Here is a 17,408-nt window from a genome sequence, read left to right as displayed (position 1 = left end):
CGGTCGGGGGCCGCGCATGTCTGTGTCTGTCGGCGTCACACTCCCCCGACGCCGATGTACTTGGTCTCCAGGAACTCCTCGATGCCCACACGGCCGCCTTCGCGCCCCAGGCCGGAGTGCTTGACGCCGCCGAAGGGCGCCGCCGGATTGGAGACCACGCCCTGGTTCAGGCCGACCATACCGGTCTCCAGCTCCTCCGACACGCGCAGCGCGCGGTTGAGGTCCTGCGTGTAGACGTAGCTGACCAGGCCGAACTCGGTGTCGTTGGCCGCGGTCAGCGCCTCCTCCTCCGTGTCGAACGGAATGATCGGGGCCACGGGACCGAAGATCTCGGTCGTGGACAGATCGCTGGACTGGGGCACGTCGGCGAGCACGGTGGGCCGGTAGAAGTAGCCGTCGCCGTCACCGGCGGAGCCGCCCACGAGCACGCGGGCGCCGCGGGAGACGGCGTCGTCGACCAGGCTCTGCACCTTCTCGCGGGCCTTGGCGTCGATCAGCGGACCGACCTCGGAGCCCTCTTCGGTGCCGCGGCCGAGCCTCAGCGCGCCCATGCGCTCGCTGAGCCTGCGGGCGAACTCGGTGGCGATACCCGACTGCACGTACAGGCGGTTGGCGGCCGTGCACGCCTCGCCGATGTTGCGCATCTTGGCCTGCATGGCGCCGTCGACGGCGGCGTCGATGTCGGCGTCGTCGAAGACCAGGAAGGGGGCGTTGCCGCCCAGTTCCATCGAGGTGCGCAGCACCTGCTCGGAGCTCTGCTCCAGCAGCTTGCGGCCGACCGGGGTCGAGCCGGTGAAGGAGACCTTGCGGATGCGGCCGTCGCGCAGCAGCGGCTCGGTGACGCCGCCGGCGTCGGAGGTGGGCAGCACGCTCAGCACGCCGTCGGGCAGGCCCGCCTCGCGCAGGATCTCGGCGAGCGCGAGCGCGCACAGCGGGGTCTGCTGGGCGGGCTTGAGGATCATGGTGCACCCGGCGGCGACGGCCGGGCCGATCTTGCGGGTGCCCATGGCCATGGGGAAGTTCCACGGCGTGATCAGCATGGACGGCCCCACCGGCTGGCGCATGATCAGAAAGCGCGCCTGGCCGTTGGGGGCGACGGAGTAGCCGCCCTCGATGCGCACGGCCTCTTCGGAGAACCAGCGCAGGAAGTCGGCGGCGTAGGCGATCTCGCCCTTGGCCTCGGCGTGGGGCTTGCCCATCTCCAGGGTCATCAGCAGCGCGAGCTCGTCCTGGCGCTGCATGAGCAGCTCGTAGGCGCGCCGCAGGATCTCGCCGCGCTCCCGCGGGGCGTGCTTGGCCCACGACGGCTGGGCTGCGACGGCGGTCTCAAGCGCGGCGAAAGCGTCCTCGGTCCCGGCGTCGGCGACCTCGCACAGCACGGACGCGGTGGAGGGGTCCTCGACCTTGAGCGCCGCGCCGCTCTTCGCGTCGCGCCAGGTGCCGCCGATGAAGAGCTGCTTGGGCACGCGCTCGACGACCTGCGTCTCCCGTTCGGCCAAGGTCATTGCGTACATCCCCTTCTGGGCTGGGTGGGTGACGGTGCGTTCGCCGGACACGCGAAAGCGCCTCGACGGATGTCTCGACGGACGCCTTCCCGGCGGCGCGCGCGGCCTAACCGCCGCCGTCGGTGTGTTCGCGCAAGCGGTGATGCCAGGATCCGCCCAGGGGGTACGCGCAGACCTGGACACCGCCTCATGTGGGATGATTCCATAGCTTCGTCGATTGTCAACAATCCTACGGAAGAGGTCTGAGCATGGCTGAGCAGTCGGCCGCGCTTTCCCCCCTGCTCAAGCAGGCCACACCTGTCTTGGCGGCGCGAGGCGAAGGCGTCTACATCTTCGACGAGGACGACCGCCGCTATCTCGACTTCACCGCCGGCATCGGCGTCACGAGCACCGGCCACTGCCACCCCCGAGTCGTCGACGCCGCGCAGCGCCAGGTCGCCACCCTCGTGCACGGCCAGTACACCACGGTCATGCACCGGCCGCTGCTCCAGCTCACCGAACGGCTGGGCAGCGTGCTGCCCCAAGGCGTCGACCGGCTCTTCTACGTCAACTCCGGCAGCGAGGCCGTCGAGGCCGCGCTGCGGCTGGCGCGCCAGGCGACGGGGCGCCAGAACGCGATCGTCTTCCAGGGCGGCTTCCACGGGCGCACGATGGCGGCGGCGTCGCTGACCACCTCGGGCACCAAGATCCGCGCAGGCATCGGTCCGCTGATGCCCGGCGTCGTGGTCTCGCCGTTCCCCTACGCCTACCGGCTGGGGATGAGCGAGGAGGAGGCCACCGAGTTCGCCCTGCGCGAGCTGGACTACCAGCTGGCCACGGTCAGCTACCCGCAGGACACCGCGGCGATCTTCATCGAGCCCGTGCTGGGAGAGGGCGGTTACGTCCCGGCTCCGGCGGCGTTCCTGCGCGGGCTGCGCGAGCGGGCCGACAAGCACGACATCCTTCTCGTGGTCGACGAGGTGCAGACCGGATTCGGGCGCACCGGCGACTTCTGGGGACACGAGTCCGCGGGCATCCGGCCCGACATCGTCATCACCGCCAAGGGCCTGGCCAGCGGGTTCCCGCTGTCGGCGATCGCCGCGTCCCAGTCGCTGATGGAGAAGGCGTGGCCGGGTTCGCAGGGCGGCACCTACGGCGGCAACGCGGTCTCGTGTGCGGCGGCGCTGGCCACCCTGGACGTCATCGAGGACGAAGGGCTGGTCGCCAACGCCGCACAGATGGGCGAGCGCCTCCAGCAGGGCCTGGCGGGCGTGGCCGCCGACCACCCGGGCATCGGCGACGTGCGGGGCCGGGGCCTGATGGTGGGCAACGAGTTCACCGCCCCCGACGGCTCCCCGGACGCCGAGACCGCCACCCGCGCCCACAAGGCGGCGGCGGAGAAGGGCCTCCTGCTGCTCACCTGCGGCCCGCACGGCAACGTCGTCCGCATGATCCCGCCGCTCATCGTCACCGCCGACCAGATCGACGAGGCGGTCAACCTCTGGTCCCAGACGATGAAGGAGGTCGCGGCCTAAGGGGCCCACGGACGGATCCCCACCGCACACGGCCGTCAGCGCCCACCCGGGTCGGCCCCCGCAGCCTTCGGCCGGCGGGAGCCGACCTGGGACCTCGCTCACACACCGCGCCCCATGGCGGATCATCCGGCAAAACCGCGTCGTCTCCCGTGGTAGAGTCATAAACGTCTTCCGCAGGGACCACCCCGACGGGAGCCGCACAACCGAAATCCAGCGCTCGTAGCTCAATGGATAGAGCATCTGACTACGGATCAGAAGGTTGGGGGTTCGAATCCTCCCGAGCGCGCCCAGGTCAAAGGCCGGTTCCGATCTTCGGAACCGGCCTTTGTGCTAACACCTGTGCTAACAAGCACTCCCCCGCTACCCGGCCTTGCGCAGGATGTCCGCGAACGTGTCGGCGACGGTGGCCACCTGCTCATCGATCACGTGCGCGTAGACCCGAAGCGTGATCGACGGGTCAGCGTGCCCCAGCCGCGCGGCCACCACGTGCACCGGCACACCGGCCAGAAGCAGCGTGGTCGCGTGGATGTGCCGCAGGTCGTGCAGGCGAGCCGGAGGCAGCGGCTCGGCCGGCTGTTCCCCCTTGCCCGCAGGCGGGTTGTTGTAGCGGCGGACGAGGATGGACATCAGTGAGGAGACCGTGTCCGGATGGATCGGTTCGCCCCAACCGGTAGTGAACACATGCTTTCCGTCGCCCCGCCATTCCTCACCGGCAGCGTCCCGGTCGGCCGCCTGCATCGCCCGATGTCCCTTCAGGACGGCCACTGTCGCGGCGTCGATCGCCACCGTCCGGGCGCGCCCGCTCTTGGTCGTGCCCTCCACGCGCTGACCATCGATGAAGGACGCCGAGCCCGCAATGCGCAGCTCCCCCGCCTCCAGGTCGACATCCGACCACCGCAGGTTCAGCAGCTCTCCGCGCCGCGCGCCCGTATAGGCAGCGACGTGGAAGAAGGCGTGAAGCCGGTGGTGGCTGGCGACCTCGGTCAGGAAGACCCGCAGTTGCACCGGAGTCCACACCGCCGCCGGTTCGGATCGCCGCTTGCGCGGACGCTTGGCCCGCTCGACCGGGTTGGACGGGAGAATCTGTTCGACCTCCACGGCATCCCGGAACGCCTTGCGAAGCACCGCATGCACGTATTCCACTGTGCGCGGAGACAGCCCCTTGCCGCCCTTGCCACCGGTTGCCGAAATCTCCCGGTAGAACTTCGTGACGGTGGCCGGGCGGACTGCTTGCAGCCGAGTCCCGCCCAGGCGCGGCACGATGTAGCGGTTGATCAGGTAGCGGTACATGTAAAGGGTCTTGGGCTTGATCTCGACCCCGTGCGCCTCGATCCACTCGGCCATGTACTCGGCGACCGTGATGCTGTTCCGGTCGACGTACTCGCCCCGCCGAGCCTTGACGCGCGCCTCGTCGCGTGCGGCCTTGGCCTCCTCTTCGGTGGCGAATCCGCCGACCCATTTCGGCTTGCTCACGCCGGTCTCGGGGTCGGTGACGCGGATGACGTAGGACCAGGTCTTGCCGCGCTTCATGACGCCGTCGCGCAGCTTGGGCCGCTTCTTGCGGTTGGCGTCGGAGTCGTCGCCGGGGCCGTCCGGAGTGGTGGCGGCAGTGCTAGCCATTACGCGGCCACCTCCCCCGGCTTCTCGGCGGGCATCAGCGACGCCAAGTAGGCATCGAGCGCGCCGACCGGGACGCGACGGGAACCGTCGATCTTCACCGACCGCACGGCGCCCGAGCCGATCAGCTCATAGAGCTTGCTCCGGGAGATGGCCAGCGCCCGAGCAGCTTCGGGCACGGTGAGCAAGAGACGAGTGGCGGTCATGCTGCCCTTTCTGGAGTTGCCGCAAGATCGTCGGATCGCTGTTGCCGAGCGGCGTCGAGCTGGGCGCGGCGTTTGAGCGCTTCGCCGACCGCCCGCAGTAGGCGGTGTTCGCGCGGCGGGACGTCTGGATCGGTCGGCCGTGCCAACTCCCAGGCGTGATCGCCGGAGGACACCGACGCGAGCGCGGGAGCGGCGTTGTCGCCCTGGCCCTCGTCGGGGTCGGTGTCGGGATCCACGCCGAGCGCGTCGAGGACCCACCGCAGTCGGTCCGCCTTGTGGTCGGCGACGGTCTTCCCGGACCACTTCCGAGACACCAGCACGCGCCGCCCGGCGTAGCCGAGGTGTTCGCGCCGATGGGCTTTGGAGCGGCAGAACCCCGGAGTCAACCCGGCTTTTGCGCCGTCCGGTTGCACGCCGTACCGGAGCCAGTTCGCACACCGGGGCGAGCACGGTTCGAACCGCAGGGCTTCCACGAGCCGGTCAACGTGACGCTGTTGGGCGTCGGTCTCGACGGCGTGGCATTCGGCGATGTCCTTAGTGAGGTACTTCGCCAGGTACCGGACGCACCGGTCGGCGTCATCGGTGCCGGCCACCACGCCCTTAGCGTCGACCTGCGGCCCGAACCGGACCACGTGCATCGGTTCCGCCGAAGGGTCGGCGTCGAGGTCATCGAGCGCCTGTTCCCAGGTGGGCAGGACTTCCCCGGTTGCCATGTCGACATAGCCGCCGATCGACTCATCCCAGGCGGGCAGGTTCTCGCCCGCATAGACCGCCTCGTCGGCCGCAGGCCACCACACCTGGTGATACGTGGCGGCAGCGATCTGGCGCAGCTCCGCACGCGGGATGGTGCCGCGTGTGGCCATGTGCAGGTGCGGCGCCAGCCTGCGCTGCGGTTCGACCGTGGCGAAGTACTGCACATCGAAGCCCGCCACGCGGCGCAGGTTCTGTACGAACCGGTCGACGAGCTTGGAGAAGTGCAGCGCATCCCGAGCCGCCCGCCGGTAGGCGTAGGTCGACGGGTCGACCGGTGTGCCGTCGGAGCGCACGCGGCCGTAGGTGTCGCAGGTCAGCGTGAGGAACAGCGAGGGCCGGAAGCTCCTACCGGTCGCCGGATCCTCGTAGGTGCGCCCCACGGTGGTCTTGGCCATCTGGCGCTTGGGCAGGTCGGGCGCGTCCTGGCGCCGCTTGGTCGAGCGCACCCGCCGCGACGTTGCCGACGAGGAGGCGCCGCGCGAGACCGAGCCACGCATGCCCGAGTCCGCGATCTCGGCGTCGAGGTCGGCGATGGCCTGATCGAGCGCGGCCACCTCGTCGGATGACGCTTCACCGCTTTCCACCAGGCGGTCACGTTCAGCCGTCACCATCGCCCGCCGTTCCACCCACGCCCGCTGAACCTCAGAGGGGTCGTCCGGGACGACGGTCGGTTCTTCGGTCAGGTGCCAGCCCTCCTCGCACTGGCTGCGGCGGATGGAGCGCTTGCGCCTGGCACACGAGGGGCACCGGGACTCCGACGTGGAGTTGCACGGCACATCCACGATCTCGGTCCGTCCGGTCGCGATGTTCGTGCGGCGCAGGGAGACGGGCCGGATGCACACGCCCTTGTCGGCGGCGATCTGCTCGGCCACCTCACGCGCCAGCGGTTGCGCCTGGCGCTCGGCCCGCGTGGACTTTCCGGTCGGAGTCGGCATGCCTAAGCCACCTCCCCTACCGCCCAGGCGGGCCGGAAAGCTAGGTTCGCCCCATGCAGCGCCACAACCGCATCTTCCTGGCCAGTGGGCTTGTCGTGATCGTCGGCCTCACGGTGAACCAGTACTTCGGTATCTGGACGGTGCTTGCCGTCCTCGCGGTCTATGGCGCTGGAGTCTTCGTGTGGGTGCGGAATGTGAAGCGCAAAGACCGGAATCATGACGCCGCTCCCTCGCACGGCGATCCGTGATCAGCGGCCATGGCGTCGATGTCGGTATCGGTGACGAAGGCAGCGCGGACTCGCACCGGGGCCGGGGAGCCTTCCAGCTTCACGAAGGCCACGCCGGGAAGGTCGGGGTCGATGAGGTGGGCGTTGCCGCCACGGTCGCGTGCGCCGTCCCCGAGCACCATGTCCACCTGGCTTGCCTCGTCGAGACGGAGCGCGATCTTGTCGGGGAACAGGTTCCGGAGGTTCAGCACCTCCTTGCGCGGATCCTGCAGCGCGGCCAGCACGCAGAAGCCCACCGACCGTCCCTGACTGGTCAGGGTGGCAATCGCGTTCTCCGCGCGGCGCCGGATCTCGCGCTCGGGGTGGTAGGCGGTCAGAAACGCCACCTCGTCCAGGACCACCACCACGAACGGGTCCCGCGTGCTGGGCACGTGGACGCGTTTGCGGCCCGCGTAGCGCTCGGCCCGTTCCTGCATCGCCGCAACCGCGGATTCGAGGAGGCCGACCGCCTCGTCGGCGGCGTCGGCGTAGCGGGCGAATAGGCGGCGGCCGTAGGAGAGTTCCATCCGTTTGGGATCGATCGCCCACACCTGCGCCGACCCCGCCCGGATCGCCGGGACCATGGCGCGGATCGCCGACCACAGCACCGACCCCTTGCCCGCACCCGTGACGCCGACGGTGAGCACGTGGGTTCCGTGCAGCCGCAGGTTCCACGGTTGCCCGTCCTCGCACCGGCCGACCGGCAGCGCGGCCAGGTCCACACCCGGGGGATCGTCGAGCACCGGTAGCGCGTCGATGGGAGCGGCGAGCATGTCGCGGCGGGGGAACTCCAACACCAGATCCCGCGGCCCGCGAACTTCGACGCGGCAGGAGGGGGCGCCGAAGCCATGCGCCAGCTCGGCCACACGCTGCTCGAACTCGGCCGGGGCGGTGCCGGCCACCAGCTTCACCCGCACCCGATCCGCCCACGCCGAGCAGGTCACGCCCCGGATCTGAGGCAGGTACTGGCGCTCCAGGTAGGACTCGGCCAGGCCGGAGACGACGAGCACGGGTTGCCAGTGGCGGCGGTAGACCCAGAACCGGCGCCAGGTCGCCAACGCCCGAAGCGCCACACGGGCCTTGAAGGAGTCCGGCCAGCGTCGCCACCACACGAACAGGCCGAGGTCGACCACTGTCCACAGCACCGCCAGTCCGAGCCAGCCGAACACCGCGTAGACGGCCACGGAGGCGGCCACCGTGGCGACGGAGACGGGGAACTGGAACGGCAGCAGGACGAGCATGCGCAGGAAGCGCCACAGCCACCCGGTCAGGATGAAGACGCCCGGCGTCTCCACGACCGGGGTCGTGAAGCGCACCGCCTGCGCGGGCACGGGCGCCGTCGGCCGCTGGACCTGGGAGGCGCCCGCTTTGGAGTTGCCCAGCATCACCGACCACCCCCGACCTCGTCGGCGCGGACGGCGGCCAACTCGGCGCGTGCTTCGTCGGCGACCGCTTGGGTTTCGGCGTCGGTGGTCTGGGCGGCGATGCGGTCGAGGATGCTGGACTTCCAGGCCAGCAGCGCCGCATCCGGGCGCGGGTCGGAGCCGTTGAAGATGGCGGTGCGGTGGGCGCGTACGGCGTCCATGAACGCGGTGATCTCGCGGATGCTCACCCGCGCAGGCTGTTGGGACATACTGGGGACACACCTCTTCCGTGGTCTTGAGCGAGGACACGAGGGGTTGGAAGGGGCGGCCGGGTGCGCCAACACCACAGGCCGCCCCGCTTGCATACGCGGGAGGCTCAGCCCACGTCCTTACCGCCGGAGCCACCGGCACCAGCGGTGGCGGGAGCCTTGCGGGAACTACCGCCGCCGGGCGTCTTCACCCCGCGCGCCCGCAGCGAGTACGCCACGCGGGGGCGCCTGCCGGAGTCGTCGACGTAGGGTACGACCGACATCTGCTCGAACTCGATCGGCCGGAAGGGCAGGCCGGGCACCTCGTCGGGCAGGGTCGGGCAGTGCTCGGCGGCCACCTTCACCTTCACCGACTTGGCCTTACCCCGGGCTTCCGGATCGGCGTCGATCACATCCACCGCCCACAGCGGAAGACCCGTGTTCTTGTCCATCTGCGGACGCTTGGTCTCGAAATCGGTGATCGCTTCCACCCCGAGCGCGTAGGCGCCGTGCGGGAACACCGTCCCGAACTCGATCGGCAGCGCACCCTGAATCGCCATGACGTTTCTCCTCAACATTACAAACAGTCAACCACTCGTCCGATCAAGTGGATGCCTGAAATGTAGCCTACCCAACTCGTCCGATCAAGTGGTTAAGCCGGGTGCGGGTGCGTCGCGTCAGGTCGCGGGATAGCTGTCCTCAAGTTCGTGCAGGTCACCGGGGAGAGCGATGTCGGCCACCGCGACCGCATCCCCGGACGCGTCGAACACAGTCGCCAGCACGCCGAGCACGGGAGTCCCCGCCTCAAGATGCAAGGCCTCTTGTTCATCCGGGGTGGCCAAGCGCGCCGAGAGACGTTCCACGATCCGCGCGGGCCGGACCTGTTTGACGGCCTGAAGGTGCTCACGCGCGCCGATGGCGATCACCTCGGTCTGACCCAAGTCGGTACCCGAGGCAACATCGAGCGGGAACCACAGCGTCACCAGCTCGCTCGGCGCCCCCTCCTCCGAGATGACCCGCTGGCGCACGATGGCCGGCGAGCCCTGCGGCACGCCCAGCACCTCGGCCACCGCAGCCGGAGCGTTCGCACGGCCAGCGTGCACGATCGCCGTATCGGCGGCGCTCTCGGGAGCGTCGAAGGCGCTCGCACCGGCACGCGAGCGTTCGTTCGACTGGGCGGGGATCCCCTTAACGAAGGACCCGCGCCCGTGCTCCCGCTCGATCCACCCGTGCATACTCAGGATCTGCAACGCACGCACGACCGTGCTGCGGCCGGACCCGAACTCACGCACCAAGCGCGACTCGGAGGGCAACATTTGCCCTACGGGATAGGTGCCGTCCTCGATGCGGGCTTGGATCGCCTGCACGATCTGGGCGTACTTGGGCGGAGCGAACTCCAAGTTCGACATCACAACCGTCCGGTGACTCTAGTACTCGTCTGGTCAAGCAGCATACGGGTGAGGGGGAGGACTGTCACCGCTGGGGCACCACAAACGCCCACGACAACGGCACAGCAAGGGATGCGGCACGCCCGAACCGAGCCCCCTCACAAGGCGAGTGCGGGCGTGCGGACCCGCCGGGGGTAGAGAGCAGTGTCCGCACACCCGCGAACGCGCGGCCGGCGGGAAGGCCGTTACCAGGGCGACCGACCGCGCGGGCTTCACCTACGTGTGGGGCGGGACGTCCTGCCAATACACGCCGTCGCCCACCTCGAAGAGCTGATCGGCGACCCACGGGGAGGACAGCAGCGACCGTGCCGGGCGACCGGCACGCGCCGGCGGCTCCTCCAACTGCTGCACGAACCGCTCAACGTCGGGCTCGATCAGCGTCGGGGCGTGCTCGGCGTCGCGGTCAACAGCCGTGGCGAGCCACAGGTGCTCGGTGCGCCGGATGTTCCAGCGCTCGCCGTAACGCGACCGCAGCAGCGCCAGCAGCGGATCACTCGAAGTACTCACACCAGCACCCCCGCCCCGGCCAGCGCGACGGCGGTAGCGCGGCGGCGTTCCTCTCGCCGAGCCCGTTCGGCCGCTTCGCGCTTGCGCATGCGCCGCTCGTGGGCGAGCACGTAGGGGCGGACGTAGGACGCCCGCGCGTGCCGGGGCGGGTAATAGGACTGGGGGTGCGGCGTTAGCCTTGTCATCGTTCCACCTGTCTCAGTCAGGTCGGGACCACGCCCCCGGACGGCGCCCACCGTCGCGGGGGTCTTTGCTGCCGGAGCAGCCGGACGGATGCGAAGCCGCAGGCGAAGGACAGAACAGCGGCTGTTCAGCGCGCCGATCGGTTGTTCCGCCGGAGGCTTTTGCGCTGGAGTCACGCGGCAGACGAGACGCCCGTGCCCCGACAGGCCACGCACACGACGATCCGCACGGGGATACCGGTGACGCTGGACCCGACGACGACCAGCTTCCGCGGTCGCACCGTCTTGCGGCCCCGCCCGCGGCAGGAGCGGCACCTGGGGGTTGCTCGCGTGTCTCCCATAGGACCCAGCATCCCGAGCAGCAAGGGACGATCAAAGGTCCTCCATAGGTCTCATTGAGGACTCTCGTAGGACTTTCTCTTACCCTTCTTGGCCCAAGAGTCCGTTCGGTGCCCTATTTAGCGCTATGGTCGAAGGACGGGACGAGCCCAACCGGAGGTAAGAGGACATGGCCCGCTCGGCTGGCAACACTCGACTGAAAGCAGCCCGGCAGCACGCCGGTTACGCGTCTCAACAGGCACTCGCCGATGCGATGACCGCAGCCGCACCCATGCTCGGCATCCGCAACATGCAGGTCAGCGCCCGTCAGATCCGGCGTTGGGAGTCGGCGAATCCACCGTGGCCCCGTAACGACCATCAGCGCCTCTTGGTTCACCTGCTCCAGCTCCCGATCGAGGAATTGGGATTCACGTCCCCGTGGAGTGAAGCGAAGGCCGAAGGGTCGCCGGCGCGAGCTACTGCTTCGGTGCCCTACATGCCCGCTAACTCAGGCGGATCGGCCTTGCCTCTCCCGCATGCCAACGTCGCCGTCCAACCGGCGACAGCGGGATCCGACTTCGCCGCGATCAACGCGGCATACCGGCGCTTGTACTTCACAGTTCAGCCCGCCCAGCTCCACCCGGCCGTCTCCGAACACACGCGGTTGGGCACGCAGCTTCTCGCCGAAACCACCGGCGTGCCGCGCCGCATCCTGGCGGCAGCTCTGGCCGAGTCGCTGCTGCTGGTGGGGCGCATCGAGTTCTTCGACTTGCGCCAGGAGGCCGACGCCGACGCGACCTATGTCCGCGCCCTCCAGGCGGCGGGAGAGGCCGACGACCCGCTCATGGGTTCGGCGATCCTGGCTCACGCGGCGTTCATCCCCGGTTGGGACGGCGACCGCGAGAAGGCAGCCGAGCGCATGCGTGCAGCACGCACCTACGCGCGGCGCGGTCAGCCCTCGGCCGAGTTCCTGGCGTGGCTGGACGCCGTCGAGGCCGAGTGCGAAACCCTGTGCGGCTACCCGCGCGAAGCGTTGCGCCTGATCAACCACGCCGAGGCGGTGTTGGCCGAGGCGGGCGACGAGGCGTCGCCCGAGTGGTTCAACTGGTTCTCGCCAGTGCGCTTGGCGGCGTTCAAGGGCAACACTCAGCTCAAGGCCGGACAGCCCGCCCAGGCGAAGGAAACGCTGTTGGGTGTGCTGGATGTGATCGGCGCGGAGAGCGGCAAACAGCGCTCGGTCGTTCTCGGCGACCTGGCGGCGGCCGCAGTCGCGCAGAAGGCCCCCGAGGAGGCGTGCGCGTACGCAGAGCAGGCGTTGAACCAGCTCGCAACGGCGTGGTACGCGACCGGCATGGACCGCGTCAGCGAGGTCCGCCGGTCGTTGCAGCCGTGGGCGGACACCGATTGCGTCCGCCGCCTCGACGACCGTTTGTACGGCTGGGAGGCGACGCTCAGCGCACTCCGGCGTTGAATTCGGAGACGCGGCCCGGCAGCTCGGAGAGGGCATCGATCCGCATCGTGGGGATGCGATCGGCGTCCGGGTCGCCCTGCTGAATGGTGCCCCACGGCCCTCGCTGGATGAGCGCGGTATGAAGCCCGACCGCAGCCGCCGGCATGACGTCGTTGTCCAAACGGTCGCCCACATACAGAATCTCGTCGGCCGCACACGGCGCTTCCTGCACCAGGCGCCGGAAGAACCCCACGTCGGGCTTGGACACGCCCCAGTCGTCGGACGTGGCGATCATGTCGTTGGGCAGGTCGAGCGAACGCAGGATGCCCCCAGCCCGCACGGTCTGATTGCCCGCGATGCCGACCCACAGCCCTTGCTCCCGCAGCTTCGCCAGCGACGGCCGCACGTCGGAGTAGAGGTCAGCTTCGCCGAAGGTTTCGGGTTGACCGGCCTCAGCCCGCTTCTGCCGCTGCTCGGCCAAGTCGAAACCGGGTTGGAAGACCTGGAACGTCTCCCGGTAGTCGAGCCCCCGAGCGATTATCGCCCCGAACATCGCCGAGAACGTATGACGCGGCACCCCAAGCCAGTCAGCCCACGTCCCATACTCGGTCGACTCGTCCACCAGGCACTCACCGACATCGAACGCCACAGCACGGATCATGGGCACCTAGTGTACACCTACAAGGCAGGAATGATTATTTACCCAACACTGAAAACACAATGTCACTTCACTCAGAATTTTCTGTCCATTTAGGGTGAAACCTTGGCGCGGAAATACGGCCACTCTCCGAGGTGTCTTTGCTCCAAATTTCAAGCGTATGATCAAAAATCCAAATCAATCGAGCAAATCTCAGGACAGCCAAACTTGCACCAAACCAAAATACATATTGAGAAAGTCCAGCCTCTTTGTTGTAGTCAACCAATTGTGCGGTGACGCAAAATAAGGCAGCAAGACCCAAGCCAGCGGTAAGAGCCACCCAGTTTCGGTGTAGCTCTACGTGATAGTTTCTTTTGATCATCTCCCAACGTTCGCCGCTAGCGGAAATATAAACAGTAATAGAAATTGCCCCCAAGCCGCCAAATATTGAGATTACCGACGCGGTGGTACTGTATATAGCTAGCCTTTGATTCAAATCCTTGAAAGAAAGGAAATCCACGCTGGAACAATGTTGCGAAATTAGGCCGTAAATAATTACCAGGAATCCAGCGAGCAGGTAGTCAAACCAAGTTTTTTCTGACCAGAGCCCTCTAAGCGTCCTCACAGCATCGAACCACCTGGCCATGCGCTCACCGCCTCAGTCACGCAGCCCCAGGTCACCCAGCCTCAACGTCAGCTGCGCGCCTAAGCTCTGCTTCATGCTGATCTGCTACCTCCAGTATGGCGCCCACCGCTGACAAAATCCGCACGGAGTTGCCGTCCTCATCCACAGCAGGAACACGACGCTTCGCTGTGATGTGGTGCTCCACTAGTTCAACAAGACGTCTTTGTTCAGGACTCCCCTCCTCAGCGTATACCAAGGTAGCTTTTGCCTTCTCTGCCGCCTTCGGCATAACTTCTTCGAGGTCTTGGAGGTCGTTAAGCAGCCGCTGTCGATCTTCGGTTCTCGACTTGCCGCGAGGAACGCTGATTATTAGAGTTACCGATATATCCCCATAGTCTTCCCTGGCCTTCTTTAGCATATTCGCGAGGCGGCCGTTCTTTTTACTCAAAGCTTCGCTTTTGCTTGCACCAATACGAATCTCTATTCGATTTGCGCCGCTTGCTTGCCGAAGACTATCAACTTGAGCCTGAGATACTAGCGGCCGAACAACGACATTTGTCCTTTCGAATACTTTGATTCCATTTATCCATTTTTCGAGCGACTTGTGTGTAGGCGAGGATGTTGCCCCTTGCATTATCCCAACGATGTTCCCATAGGATAGAAAAGAAATTACAGAAGTGTCGAGATATCCCTCGCTGGCTTTTGATTCCAACTCCTTCCATTCTCCTGTTTCCCAATTCATAACCGAAAGCCATTCAGTTTGGCCCTTTACTCGATGCAAAAGCAAGTGGTCCTCTTCGTCGACTGGAACGATACTTCCCACAAAAGTTTCGTCTGCATCCAAAGTGAGCTCGGCAACTTTTGCTCGCGTAGCTTCGGAAAGAAACTCCTTCCAATTCACTTGCTCACCACGAACCTCCTCTCCATTTTTGCGAAACACAATCTCATAAAACGACACTGTACGCTCTCTGTAAGTGTTCTTTTGAGCCATTGTAAGAACTCGATTCGACTGGACGATCGTCTCTAGCGTTGCCGAATTTGGCTATGTGAGATCAAGGCGACGGCGCGGAGCGCCGTCACTGCGGCTTGCTGGGGCGTGCTCGGGCTGCGGGCTGGCGCCCGGTCCCGAGCACGCCCCAGCCGCCGTTGAGCGCATGTCGTGTGCTCGTTCCTATGGTGACGCGCCGAACCGGCGATCCGCTGCCTATTGGAGTAATTCGGGCACCCGACGTCCTAGTCTCCCGAGCCACTCGGTCGCGCGACCCTGTCTGTCTTGGGTTACCGGCCCCAGCGCGACCAAGCACCTCGGCCCGGGACCGTGGCTGAGCGCTACCGTGGTTGCTGGCCCCACGTCGCGTTGGCTTTCAGCCATCCCTTGCGCGTGGCTGAGGCCCGGTGCAGGTAGGTGCCCCGATTCTTGCTAACGCGGGTGCTAACAACGACTGTGGACGGGCCGGGACGCCGAGGGAATTGCGGAGGCCGGAACCGCGCCCGGCAGCGGGTCGACAAGCCACCCCGGACGGAGCTGGACACCCCCACGCCTACTACGGATCAGAAGGTTGGGGGTTCGAATCCTCCCGAGCGCGCAGAGCTGAGACAGCTGAGAAAAGGCCCGACCTGCACAGACAGGCCGGGCCTTCTTCGTTGTGCGGGGACGTGCGGGAGGCTCCTGAGAGGCCGCGTCGCACATGCCTCCGGTACCGAGGTGGGCGGCTACGCCGCCGACGAGCGGCGGGGTTCCGACGGGCTCAGTCAGCAGCGATGCCGAAGGAGAACACCGCCCTCTGCTGCGCAGGGATTCGCCGGCAAGGAGCCGGGGTGGGCATTCCGGCGGACACCGGGTGCGCGACACCGGAACGGACCTCTGGACTTCCGCGCAACACCGCGGCCCTCACGCGGCGCGGTGGGCCCGGATGCCTTCCACGAGCAGATCCAGCACCTGGTCGAAGTAGGAGTCGGGCAGGGTGAGGGCGTTGGGCGCCGCCGTGGACGCGACCACGGCCTCTTCGGCCTGCCCGCCTCGGAACTCCGCCTCGCTCGTCCGCATCGCGACAGCCGATGTGGCCGCGCCGAGGATCTGGTTGGACACCGCCCGGACCGCGACGGCCTGACTCTCCTCGTCGCCGCCGAGCTCCCCTAGCGCGGTGATGATCCGTCTCGCGAGGACGACCGCGTTCGGCCCGACCAGCGGCCGCGCGCCGGCGAACTCCGCCGCCCACGTGTGCGCGGTCAACGCCGCATAGTACCGCCGCGCGGTCTCCCTCACCGCGGTGTCCCAGGGGGCCTCAGGGCCGGGCAGGTCCGCGGCGGCCTCGGCCAGGATCGCGTCGACGGCCAGGTCGACGAGGTCCTCGCGGCGCTCCACGTACCAGTAGAGGCTCGTCGCGTGGACGCCGATCTCGGCGGCGACCTTGCGCATCGTCAGCGCGGTCGAGCCTTCACGGTCGAGCAGCGCGATCGTCGCGGCGACGATGCGCTCGCGGCTCAGCGCGGGCTGGGCCCTGCGCCGGCGCTCCGGCCGGTGGAACACGCTGCCGAACTGCCGGTCGGATCCCTCTTCAGCCATGCCCGACAGCATACAAGGGGACCTACGTTGTTGGTTTCTATCCAACAGTGTATGTTTCGAGTATGAGCAACCCTTCGTCCGCTACGCGGCCCCCCTCTCCAGACTCCGCGAGCGCATCCGCACCCGAATCCGCCTCTGCCGCCGCCGACCCGGCGCGTGCGACGACGCTCCCGCCGCGCGGCCTCGCCGCCTACCTCCTAGTCGCGTTCGCCTTCTCCTGGTCGGTCTGGGGAGGCGGTACCGCCCTCACCGAGGGCGGCAATCCGATGGCGCTCGTGATCATCGGCAGTTTCGGGCCGGCCGTCGCGGCGGTGGCCGTCACCTGGGCCCTCCAGGGATGGTCCGGCGTCGGCGCCCTCTTCCGGCGGTACTCGCCGCGCCGACGGGGCGGAGCAGCGCCCTACGTGATCACCGCGGCCGTCGTTCTGGCCATCGCGGCTTCCGCGGCGATTCCGGTGCTGCTGGCGGAGGCGTCGGTGAACAGCGCAGAACTGGGGGCCGCGGCGGCGCTACTGCCCGCCAACGTCCTGCTCATCGCCTTCGCCGGAGGCGGCAACGAAGAACTGGGCTGGCGCGGATTCATGCTGCCCCGGCTGCAGGGGGCCATGCCCCCGCTGGCCGCGAACGTGATCCTCGGCGCGGTCTGGGCGGTGTGGCACGCTCCTCTGTGGACGATGCCGGGAACCGTCCAGTCCCAGATCGACTTCCACGTCTACACCATGCTCGTCGTCGGCCTCACGGTCGTCTTCGGCTGCGTCTTCAACTCCTCCCGCGGCGGCCTGATCGCCGTGGTGGTCGCCCACACCGCCGTCAACGCGGTCGCGGGACTCAAGGTCGCGGCGTTGGGCGAGGCGAGCGGAATGGGCGAGGCGGTGCTGGTCGCGCTGGTCGCGGTGATCCTCGTCCTCCTCACCCGCGGGCGGCTGGGGCTGCCCCGGGGGACCGGAGCCGACCGCCGGTAGTCCCTGTTCGTCGAAGGGACCCGCCGGGCGCCACCCGCCACCGGACACCCCCGGACGGCTCGGGCGGCCCTGGCCGCCCTCGGCCTTCCGACCATCCTCGGCACGGCCCCATTCGCAGGTGACCGCGTCCTCGGCTCCGCCCTCGACCGGGACCACGTGCACCTTGTCCATGTCGCGGCGCACACCGCTCCCCAAGGGAACCGCCCACGGCCGCCTCGCAGGTACTCGCCGACGATGAACCGGAGTACCTGCGGGGGCCGGAGACCCGTGAACCGTCTCGGTGACCTAGCTAGCGGACCTCGCTG

The 17,408-nt window shown here is 67.7% G+C and carries 18 protein-coding genes and 1 tRNA gene; 5 read left to right on the top strand and 14 right to left on the bottom strand.

The window, feature by feature from the left end; all coding sequences use genetic code 11:
- Nucleotides 1-35: 35 nt before the first annotated feature.
- On the bottom strand, nucleotides 36-1,505 hold the full coding sequence (locus LP52_RS16045) for an NAD-dependent succinate-semialdehyde dehydrogenase (RefSeq protein WP_040274595.1): 1,470 nt from the start codon (nucleotides 1,503-1,505) through the stop codon (nucleotides 36-38).
- A gap of 248 nt (nucleotides 1,506-1,753) precedes the next feature.
- Between LP52_RS16045 and LP52_RS16040 the strand changes: the two genes are divergently transcribed.
- Entirely contained in the window at nucleotides 1,754-3,019 is a 1,266-nt protein-coding gene (locus LP52_RS16040) for an aspartate aminotransferase family protein (protein ID WP_040274593.1), read from the top strand.
- Nucleotides 3,020-3,232: 213 nt separating this feature from the next.
- A tRNA-Arg gene (locus tag LP52_RS16035) sits at nucleotides 3,233-3,305 on the top strand.
- 74 nt (nucleotides 3,306-3,379) lie between these two features.
- On the opposite strand, the gene LP52_RS25850 is transcribed toward LP52_RS16035, so the two are convergent.
- Genes LP52_RS25850 through LP52_RS16020 form a run of 3 tightly spaced genes read right to left on the bottom strand, consistent with a single transcriptional unit; the run spans nucleotide 3,380 to nucleotide 6,530 of the window.
- Entirely contained in the window at nucleotides 3,380-4,639 is a 1,260-nt protein-coding gene (locus tag LP52_RS25850) for a site-specific integrase (protein ID WP_052809918.1), read from the bottom strand.
- The gene (locus LP52_RS16025) at nucleotides 4,639-4,842 is read right to left on the bottom strand and encodes a helix-turn-helix domain-containing protein (protein ID WP_040274591.1); all 204 of its coding nucleotides are present in this window, start codon (nucleotides 4,840-4,842) and stop codon (nucleotides 4,639-4,641) included. The genes LP52_RS25850 and LP52_RS16025 overlap by 1 nt, the downstream gene beginning before the upstream one ends.
- Nucleotides 4,839-6,530, bottom strand: coding sequence for a replication initiator (locus LP52_RS16020; RefSeq protein ID WP_040274590.1), 1,692 nt, complete (start codon nucleotides 6,528-6,530; stop codon nucleotides 4,839-4,841). The genes LP52_RS16025 and LP52_RS16020 overlap by 4 nt, the downstream gene beginning before the upstream one ends.
- Before the next feature lie 53 nt (nucleotides 6,531-6,583).
- On the opposite strand from LP52_RS16020, the gene LP52_RS16015 reads away from it, so the two are divergent.
- Nucleotides 6,584-6,778: a hypothetical protein gene (locus tag LP52_RS16015; protein WP_040274588.1), complete on the top strand. Its 195-nt coding sequence runs from the start codon at nucleotides 6,584-6,586 to the stop codon at nucleotides 6,776-6,778.
- On the opposite strand, the gene LP52_RS16010 is transcribed toward LP52_RS16015, so the two are convergent.
- The 6 genes from LP52_RS16010 to LP52_RS27375 all read right to left on the bottom strand — a co-directional run bounded on the left by LP52_RS16010 (nucleotide 6,745) and on the right by LP52_RS27375 (nucleotide 10,548).
- On the bottom strand, nucleotides 6,745-8,181 hold the full coding sequence (locus LP52_RS16010; protein ID WP_040274586.1) for an FtsK/SpoIIIE domain-containing protein: 1,437 nt from the start codon (nucleotides 8,179-8,181) through the stop codon (nucleotides 6,745-6,747). The genes LP52_RS16015 and LP52_RS16010 overlap by 34 nt on opposite strands.
- The gene (locus LP52_RS16005; protein WP_157036355.1) at nucleotides 8,181-8,429 is read right to left on the bottom strand and encodes a hypothetical protein; all 249 of its coding nucleotides are present in this window, start codon (nucleotides 8,427-8,429) and stop codon (nucleotides 8,181-8,183) included. The genes LP52_RS16010 and LP52_RS16005 overlap by 1 nt, the downstream gene beginning before the upstream one ends.
- Before the next feature lie 107 nt (nucleotides 8,430-8,536).
- Complete coding sequence (locus tag LP52_RS16000; protein ID WP_040274584.1) at nucleotides 8,537-8,968, bottom strand: hypothetical protein; 432 nt, start codon at nucleotides 8,966-8,968, stop codon at nucleotides 8,537-8,539.
- A 117-nt stretch (nucleotides 8,969-9,085) separates the two neighbouring features.
- Entirely contained in the window at nucleotides 9,086-9,817 is a 732-nt protein-coding gene (locus tag LP52_RS15995; protein WP_040274582.1) for a GntR family transcriptional regulator, read from the bottom strand.
- Between the two features lie 255 nt (nucleotides 9,818-10,072).
- The gene (locus LP52_RS15990) at nucleotides 10,073-10,363 is read right to left on the bottom strand and encodes a hypothetical protein (protein ID WP_040274580.1); all 291 of its coding nucleotides are present in this window, start codon (nucleotides 10,361-10,363) and stop codon (nucleotides 10,073-10,075) included.
- Nucleotides 10,360-10,548, bottom strand: coding sequence for a hypothetical protein (locus LP52_RS27375; protein ID WP_157036354.1), 189 nt, complete (start codon nucleotides 10,546-10,548; stop codon nucleotides 10,360-10,362). The genes LP52_RS15990 and LP52_RS27375 overlap by 4 nt, the downstream gene beginning before the upstream one ends.
- Nucleotides 10,549-11,053: 505 nt before the next feature.
- Here LP52_RS27375 and LP52_RS15985 point away from each other — a divergent pair.
- Nucleotides 11,054-12,334: a hypothetical protein gene (locus LP52_RS15985; protein WP_040274579.1), complete on the top strand. Its 1,281-nt coding sequence runs from the start codon at nucleotides 11,054-11,056 to the stop codon at nucleotides 12,332-12,334.
- Here the strand turns inward: LP52_RS15985 and LP52_RS15980 are convergent.
- The 4 genes from LP52_RS15980 to LP52_RS15975 all read right to left on the bottom strand — a co-directional run bounded on the left by LP52_RS15980 (nucleotide 12,315) and on the right by LP52_RS15975 (nucleotide 16,141).
- On the bottom strand, nucleotides 12,315-12,974 hold the full coding sequence (locus LP52_RS15980; RefSeq protein ID WP_040274578.1) for an HAD family hydrolase: 660 nt from the start codon (nucleotides 12,972-12,974) through the stop codon (nucleotides 12,315-12,317). The genes LP52_RS15985 and LP52_RS15980 overlap by 20 nt on opposite strands.
- Nucleotides 12,975-13,041: 67 nt before the next feature.
- Entirely contained in the window at nucleotides 13,042-13,596 is a 555-nt protein-coding gene (locus LP52_RS27370; protein WP_157036353.1) for a hypothetical protein, read from the bottom strand.
- 31 nt (nucleotides 13,597-13,627) lie between these two features.
- Complete coding sequence (locus LP52_RS26705) at nucleotides 13,628-14,566, bottom strand: DUF6731 family protein (protein ID WP_202966128.1); 939 nt, start codon at nucleotides 14,564-14,566, stop codon at nucleotides 13,628-13,630.
- A gap of 900 nt (nucleotides 14,567-15,466) precedes the next feature.
- Nucleotides 15,467-16,141 carry a TetR/AcrR family transcriptional regulator C-terminal domain-containing protein gene (locus tag LP52_RS15975; protein WP_040274609.1) on the bottom strand — a complete coding sequence of 225 codons (675 nt, stop codon included), beginning with the start codon at nucleotides 16,139-16,141 and terminating at the stop codon, nucleotides 15,467-15,469.
- Between the two features lie 62 nt (nucleotides 16,142-16,203).
- Between LP52_RS15975 and LP52_RS15970 the strand changes: the two genes are divergently transcribed.
- Complete coding sequence (locus LP52_RS15970; protein WP_040274577.1) at nucleotides 16,204-17,103, top strand: CPBP family intramembrane glutamic endopeptidase; 900 nt, start codon at nucleotides 16,204-16,206, stop codon at nucleotides 17,101-17,103.
- Nucleotides 17,104-17,408 lie beyond the last annotated feature (305 nt).

It is taken from the genome of Streptomonospora alba (assembly GCF_000826685.1).
GTDB lineage: Bacteria > Actinomycetota > Actinomycetes > Streptosporangiales > Streptosporangiaceae > Streptomonospora > Streptomonospora alba.
Note: the sequence above shows the minus strand (reverse complement) of the source record. Positions and strands in the feature narration are given on the sequence as shown.

Coding starts and splice junctions, on each gene's coding strand:
- LP52_RS16000 (WP_040274584.1), bottom strand. CDS start 8,968: ATGGCGATTCAGGGTGCGCTGCCGATCGAGTTCGGGACGGTGTTCCCG.
- LP52_RS16010 (WP_040274586.1), bottom strand. CDS start 8,181: ATGCTGGGCAACTCCAAAGCGGGCGCCTCCCAGGTCCAGCGGCCGACG.
- LP52_RS27375 (WP_157036354.1), bottom strand. CDS start 10,548: ATGACAAGGCTAACGCCGCACCCCCAGTCCTATTACCCGCCCCGGCAC.
- LP52_RS16025 (WP_040274591.1), bottom strand. CDS start 4,842: ATGACCGCCACTCGTCTCTTGCTCACCGTGCCCGAAGCTGCTCGGGCG.
- LP52_RS16005 (WP_157036355.1), bottom strand. CDS start 8,429: ATGTCCCAACAGCCTGCGCGGGTGAGCATCCGCGAGATCACCGCGTTC.
- LP52_RS16020 (WP_040274590.1), bottom strand. CDS start 6,530: ATGCCGACTCCGACCGGAAAGTCCACGCGGGCCGAGCGCCAGGCGCAA.
- LP52_RS15980 (WP_040274578.1), bottom strand. CDS start 12,974: ATGATCCGTGCTGTGGCGTTCGATGTCGGTGAGTGCCTGGTGGACGAG.
- LP52_RS16040 (WP_040274593.1), top strand. CDS start 1,754: ATGGCTGAGCAGTCGGCCGCGCTTTCCCCCCTGCTCAAGCAGGCCACA.
- LP52_RS15985 (WP_040274579.1), top strand. CDS start 11,054: ATGGCCCGCTCGGCTGGCAACACTCGACTGAAAGCAGCCCGGCAGCAC.
- LP52_RS15970 (WP_040274577.1), top strand. CDS start 16,204: ATGAGCAACCCTTCGTCCGCTACGCGGCCCCCCTCTCCAGACTCCGCG.
- LP52_RS26705 (WP_202966128.1), bottom strand. CDS start 14,566: ATGGCTCAAAAGAACACTTACAGAGAGCGTACAGTGTCGTTTTATGAG.
- LP52_RS25850 (WP_052809918.1), bottom strand. CDS start 4,639: ATGGCTAGCACTGCCGCCACCACTCCGGACGGCCCCGGCGACGACTCC.
- LP52_RS15975 (WP_040274609.1), bottom strand. CDS start 16,141: ATGGCTGAAGAGGGATCCGACCGGCAGTTCGGCAGCGTGTTCCACCGG.
- LP52_RS15995 (WP_040274582.1), bottom strand. CDS start 9,817: ATGTCGAACTTGGAGTTCGCTCCGCCCAAGTACGCCCAGATCGTGCAG.
- LP52_RS16045 (WP_040274595.1), bottom strand. CDS start 1,505: ATGACCTTGGCCGAACGGGAGACGCAGGTCGTCGAGCGCGTGCCCAAG.
- LP52_RS27370 (WP_157036353.1), bottom strand. CDS start 13,596: ATGGCCAGGTGGTTCGATGCTGTGAGGACGCTTAGAGGGCTCTGGTCA.
- LP52_RS16015 (WP_040274588.1), top strand. CDS start 6,584: ATGCAGCGCCACAACCGCATCTTCCTGGCCAGTGGGCTTGTCGTGATC.